The 5749-nt window shown below is 64.8% G+C and carries 8 protein-coding genes; 3 read left to right on the forward strand and 5 right to left on the reverse strand.

Annotated features, from left to right (window positions below; genetic code table 11):
• From AC1DRP_RS34315 to AC1DRP_RS34325, 3 genes are all read left to right on the forward strand, one after another.
• A partial coding sequence (locus AC1DRP_RS34315) for an ABC transporter ATP-binding protein (RefSeq protein WP_476770872.1) occupies positions 1-500 on the forward strand: 500 nt, incomplete at its 5' end.
• A 71-nt stretch (positions 501-571) separates the two neighbouring features.
• Positions 572-925, forward strand: a complete 354-nt coding sequence (locus tag AC1DRP_RS34320) for a DUF6867 family protein (protein ID WP_441506197.1) — start codon at positions 572-574, stop codon at positions 923-925.
• Positions 926-1075: 150 nt separating this feature from the next.
• Positions 1076-2191: a branched-chain amino acid ABC transporter substrate-binding protein gene (locus AC1DRP_RS34325; protein ID WP_113514109.1), complete on the forward strand. Its 1116-nt coding sequence runs from the start codon at positions 1076-1078 to the stop codon at positions 2189-2191.
• A gap of 77 nt (positions 2192-2268) precedes the next feature.
• Here the strand turns inward: AC1DRP_RS34325 and AC1DRP_RS34330 are convergent, their stop codons facing one another.
• The 5 genes from AC1DRP_RS34330 to AC1DRP_RS34350 form a co-directional block, all read right to left on the reverse strand.
• Positions 2269-2820, reverse strand: coding sequence for an RBBP9/YdeN family alpha/beta hydrolase (locus tag AC1DRP_RS34330; RefSeq protein WP_441506198.1), 552 nt, complete (start codon positions 2818-2820; stop codon positions 2269-2271).
• A 78-nt stretch (positions 2821-2898) separates the two neighbouring features.
• Entirely contained in the window at positions 2899-3051 is a 153-nt protein-coding gene (locus tag AC1DRP_RS34335) for a hypothetical protein (protein ID WP_441506199.1), read from the reverse strand.
• Between the two features lie 9 nt (positions 3052-3060).
• Positions 3061-4362, reverse strand: a complete 1302-nt coding sequence (gene purB / locus AC1DRP_RS34340) for an adenylosuccinate lyase (RefSeq protein ID WP_441506200.1) — start codon at positions 4360-4362, stop codon at positions 3061-3063.
• Between the two features lie 146 nt (positions 4363-4508).
• A complete protein-coding gene (gene rpe, locus AC1DRP_RS34345) occupies positions 4509-5192 on the reverse strand; it encodes a ribulose-phosphate 3-epimerase (protein WP_441506201.1) in 684 nt (227 codons plus the stop codon).
• Positions 5193-5245: 53 nt separating this feature from the next.
• Positions 5246-5749: glutathione S-transferase family protein (locus AC1DRP_RS34350; protein WP_476770873.1), on the reverse strand; the 504-nt coding region annotated here is incomplete at its 5' end.

Consider the following 5749-nt stretch of genomic DNA (forward strand, 5'->3'; position numbering starts at 1 on the left):
AGATCGCCCGGCTGGGCATCGCGCAATCGCCGGAAGGACGCCGCATCTTCCCGCGCATGACCGTGTTCGAGAACCTGCAGATGGGCGCCGCAGTGCGCGACCTCGCCCATTTCGAAGAGGATCTCGAAAAGATCTGCGAGCTCTTTCCGCGCATTCGCGAGCGCCTGCAGCAGCGCGGCGGCACACTTTCGGGCGGCGAGCAGCAGATGGTGGCGATCGCGCGCGCGCTCATGGCGCGGCCGAAGCTGCTGCTGCTCGACGAGCCGTCGCTCGGGTTGGCGCCACTGATCGTCAAGCAGATCTTCGAGGCGATCCGCGAACTCAACCGGACGCAGGGGCTGACCGTGTTCCTGGTCGAGCAGAACGCCTTCCACGCCCTGAAGCTCGCCCATCGCGGCTATGTCATGGTCAACGGCGTCATCACCATGAGCGGCACCGGCCAGGAACTGCTGGCGAACCCGCAGGTGCGCGCCGCCTATCTCGAAGGCGGGCGGCACTAGAGCCGTATGACGTATCGCGTTTCAGAGCGACATGCGGTCGACATCAGGCTCACGATCCTAGGAGCACAACGATGCAAGGCATAATCTACGAGGAGCCGACCATCTGGTTGTTCCTGCTGGTCACCGTCATCATGGGCGGCTGGGCGGCCTGGATGACCGGGCGGGCGGTGGCGATGACCTGGCGGCCGGCATTCCAGCTGGTGCTCTATATTCTCGTGCTGGGCCTCTTCGTCCGCTTCATCCATTTTGCCCTGTTCCAGGCCACCCTGCTGACCCTGCACTATTATATCATCGACACGATCGTGCTGATGGCCTTCGGCTTCGCCGGCTGGCGCTACAACCGCGCCCGGCAGATGACGACGCAATATCGCTGGCTCTATGAGCGCACCGGACCCTTCGGCTGGAAGCCCCGGGAAGGCGGCTAACCCCCTCCGAAAGAGCGAAAAACCACACCGAGCTTGCCGCGTGACAGACCGTCGAAAAAGCGCAAGACTGCATTTCACGGTGGCACCACGCGCCGAGACGGGCCGAAACTTTGGCCCGTTCATAGTGACAATACAGGGGAGTCTCATCTCATGAAGAAACTGCTGTTGGGCGGTATCGCGCTCGGCGCGGTCCTCGCCTTCTCCGGCGTGGCCAATGCTCAGATCAAGCTCGGCGTAGGCGGCCCGATCACCGGCCCGAACGCAGCCTTTGGCGCGCAGCTCAAGAACGGCGTCGAGCAGGCGGTGGAGGATATCAATGCGGCCGGCGGCGTGCTCGGCCAGAAGATCACCGTCTCGGTCGGCGACGACGTCTCCGATCCGAAGCAAGGCGTCTCTGTCGCCAACAAGTTCGTCGGCGACGGCGTCAAGTGGGTGGTCGGTCACTTCAACTCCGGCGTCACGATGCCGGCATCCGAAGTCTATGCCGAGAACGGCATCCTGATGATCAGCCCCTCGGCCACTAACCCGAAGGTTACCGAGCGCGGTCTCTGGAACACCTTCCGGACCTGCGGTCGCGACGACCAGCAGGGCAGCGTCGCCGCCGCCTATCTTCTGAAGAACTTCAAGGACAAGAAGATCGCCGTCGTCCACGACAAGACGACCTATGGCCAGGGCCTCGCAGACGAGACCAAGAAGGGCCTCAATGCCGGCGGCGTCAAGGAAGTGCTCTATGAAGGCGTGAATGCGGGCGAGAAGGACTTCTCGGCCCTCGTCTCCAAGATCAAGGCGGCCGGTGCCGACTACCTCTACTGGGGTGGCCTGCACACCGAAGGCGGCCTGATCGTACGCCAGATGCGCGACCAGGGCCTGAAGACCGTGCTGGTCTCCGGCGACGGCATCACCACCGACGAGTTCGCCACGATCGGCGGTCCCGGCGTTGAAGGCACGCTGATGACCTTCCCGCCGGACCCGCAGAAGCGACCCGAGGCGGCTGCCGTCCTCAAGAAGTTCGAGGCGCGCAAGTTCAAGCCGGAAGCCTATACGCTGTACAGCTACGCCGCCGTGCAGATCATGGCCGAAGGCGCCAAGCGCGCGAACTCGACCGACCCGAAGAAGATTGCCGCCGCGCTCCATGGTGGGGAGGCCGTGAAGACCGTGATCGGCGACATCTCCTTCGACAAGAAGGGCGACATCACCCGTCCGGACTACACCGTCTACACCTGGAAGAAGGGCGCCGACGGCAAGATAACCTACGTCGAGAATTGATCTCGGCTGCTAATCGATCCTGATCCGACCATCCCGTCCCGGAGCGATCCGGGGCGGGTTTCGTTTGCCGGGCAGTACTACAGTGTCTTGAGGAAGGTTGCGAAGCGCAGCAGACCGTCCGGCCAGGGACCATGCCCGGATTCTGAATTGAGATGGCCGCCATCGCCGGCATCGACGAACTCGGCGCCCCAGGCCTCGGCCAGCGCCCTTGCTTCATCCTGCGTGCAGTAGGGATCGGTCGTGCTGGAGATGAGGATGGCGGGGAACGGCAGTTTCTCGCGCCGATGCGCGATGAAGTCGTGCGCCATACCGGGGATCGCCTGCTTCGCGCGCTCGGAGGCCGGCGCAACCAGGAAAGCTCCCGCGACTTCGCCGGGCTTCAGATGCTCTGCCGCATGCGCCACCGCGCTGACGCCGGCGGAATGGGCAACCAGAACCACCGGCCGCTTGGCTGCGCGGACGGCGGCGACGATCCGGTTTGCCCAGGCGTCCCGGGCGGGTTTGTACCAATCGTCCTGCTCGATGCGCCGGGCGGTGGTGAGCTTGGCCTCCCAGCGGCTCTGCCAATGGTCCGCGCCGGAGCCGGACCAGCCAGGAATGATGAGGATGTCGGCGTCGGACGAGCGCATTGCAATCAATCGGGTTTCAGGGCGAGGCCACGCGACAGGGCATAAGCCTAGTCGCGTCGGCCCCGGGACAGGGCAAGGTCAGCCGCAGCGGACCAGGTCGTAACGTAGGGTGTGAAACGAAAAGCGCCAGCCCGCGCGGCAGCGCTCGGTAATGCCGTAGCGCGCATGCGGGCTTCCGCCTGCGAGCGCAGCGAGATTGCCATGGATATCGGCGAGGACGGCAATCCGCATGGGTTCAGGCTACCCGAAGACGCGCGCGAAGATCGTATCGACATGCTTGAAGTGATAGCCCTCGTCGAACATCGCCTCGAGCTCGGCAGCCGAGAGCTTCGCCGTCACGTCCTTGTCGGTCTTGAGATTGGTGAGAAAATCCTCGCCATGTTCCCAGGTGCGCATCGCGTTGCGTTGAACCAGCGAATAGCTCTCCTCGCGGCTGGCGCCGGCCTGCGTCAAGGCGAGCAGGACGCGCTGCGAATTATGCAGGCCGCCGAGCCGGTCGAGATTCTTGCGCATGTTCTGCGGATAGACCAGCAGCTTGTCGACGACGCCTGTAAGCCGCGCGAGCGCGAAATCGAGCGTCACCGTGGCATCGGGGCCGATCATGCGCTCGACCGAGGAATGCGAGATGTCCCGCTCGTGCCAGAGCGCGACATTCTCGAGCGCCGGCGTCACCATGCCGCGAACGAGCCGCGAAAGACCGGTCAGGTTCTCGGTCAGCACCGGATTGCGCTTGTGCGGCATCGCCGAAGAGCCCTTCTGGCCCGGCGAGAAAAACTCCTCCGCCTCATAAACCTCGGTGCGCTGGAGATGGCGGATCTCGGTCGCCAAGCGCTCGACGCAGGAGGCAACGACGCCAAGCGTCGCAAAATACATGGCGTGACGGTCGCGTGGGATCACCTGTGTCGAGACCGGCTCGACGGCCAGGCCCATCTTCTCGGCGACATGGGCTTCGACCTGCGGGTCGATATTGGCGAAGGTGCCGACCGCGCCGGAAATCGCGCAGGTCGCGATCTCGGAGCGCGCCGCAACCAGACGGTCCCGGCAGCGGCTGAACTCGGCATAGGCCTGCGCCAGCTTGAGGCCGAAGGTCACCGGCTCGGCATGGATGCCGTGCGAGCGGCCGATCGTCGGCGTGAACTTGTGCTCGAACGCCCGGCGCTTGATCGCGGCCAGCAGCGCATCGACATCGGCGATCAGGATATCGGTGGCGCGGGCCAGCTGCACCGACAGCGTCGTGTCGAGAATGTCCGACGAGGTCATGCCCTGGTGCACGAAACGCGCCTCGGGGCCAACGATCTCGGCCAGGTGCGTCAGGAAGGCGATGACGTCATGCTTGGTGACGCGCTCGATCTCGTCGATGCGGGCGACATCGAAGACCGCGTCCCTGGCCTTGGCCCAGATCGTCGCCGCGGCCTCCTTCGGCACGACGCCGAGCTCGGCCAGCTTGTCGGTGGCATGCGCCTCGATCTCGAACCAGATCCGGAACCTCGTCTGCGGCTCCCAGATGGCGACCATCTCGGGACGGGAATAGCGCGGGATCATGGTTGGCCTTTCAGGACAGCGCGCGACGTGATTCCGGACAAGCGGCGAAGCCACGCCGATCCAGACACCATCGCAGAGCAAGGCGCACTGCAATGGGCTCCGGAGCTTCGCTTCGCTGCGCCCGGAATGACGGCGCAGTTACAAATTCAAACCCAGTCGCCGCGGGCGGCTTCCGCCGCCTGGCGGATCGCGGCGATATTGCCGGCATAGGCCGATGGCCCGCCCTTGAACACTGCCGAGCCGGCGACGAGCACGTTGGCGCCGGCTTTCGCGGCCAATGGTGCCGTTTCCGGCGTGGCGCCGCCATCGATCTCGAGTGCGATCGGACGCTCGCCGATCATGGCGCGCACCCGCGCGATCTTCTCGACCACGGAATGGATGAAGCTCTGGCCGCCAAAGCCCGGATTGACGGTCATCAGCAGAATCAGGTCGACATCGTTCAGGAGCGGCTCGATGGCGCTTTCCGGCGTGCCGGGATTGAGCACGATGCCGGCCTGCTTGCCTTGCGCCTTGATGGCCTGCAGGGTCCGATGCGCGTGCGGGCCGGCCTCGACATGGAACGAGATCAGGTCAGCGCCCGCCTTGGCGAAGGCTTCGACATAGGGGTCGACCGGCGCGATCATCAGATGCACGTCGAAAAACTTCTTGGTGTGCGGGCGGATCGCCTTCAGCACGTCCGGGCCGAAGGTGATGTTCGGCACGAAATGCCCGTCCATCACATCGCAATGGATCCAGTCGGCGCCCGCCGCATCGATGGCGCGAACCTCCTCCCCGAGTTTCGAGAAATCTGCGGAGAGGATGGAAGGGGCGATGCGGATGGGGCTGGTCATGCGCGAAGCGTTTAGCGCCCGCAGGCCAGCGCTGCAATCGAAACCGGGAGCTTTCAGCGGCGTTTGACGGGGTAGGACAGTCGCCGGTCCGCTTCCTCGACCTCCTCCACCGCTGTTGCAAAGGCCGGCCGACTGCCCAACCGGCTGAACCAGGCTGAGAGGTCGGGATAGCGTGCAAGCGCCGGGCCGCCGAGGCGCACGGCCCAGAACACGCTCATGAACATGCCGATATCGGCCACCGAGAGGGCCTCGCCGAAATAATCGCGACCCGCCAGCCTCTCGTTGAGCCCGCAATAGCGCTGCTCGAGCTCGGCCTCGGCGATCAGCGCGTCCGTCTCCTGTGCTGCGCGCTTGTTGCGATCCGTCGTCGGCGGCTCGTTGCGGTGCATCAGCGGCCGCAGCGCGGCAAACAGGATCTCGTCGGCGAAAAGCTCGTCCAACCGCGAGCGCGCTCTGGCCGCTGGATTGCGGGGAAGGAGCGGTGGCTGGGGATAGGCCTCGTCGAGATATTCGAGAATGATGGTGGAATCGTAGAGGACGAGCCCCTCGTCATTGAT

It is taken from the genome of Allobosea sp. 01N443 (genome assembly GCF_056399325.1).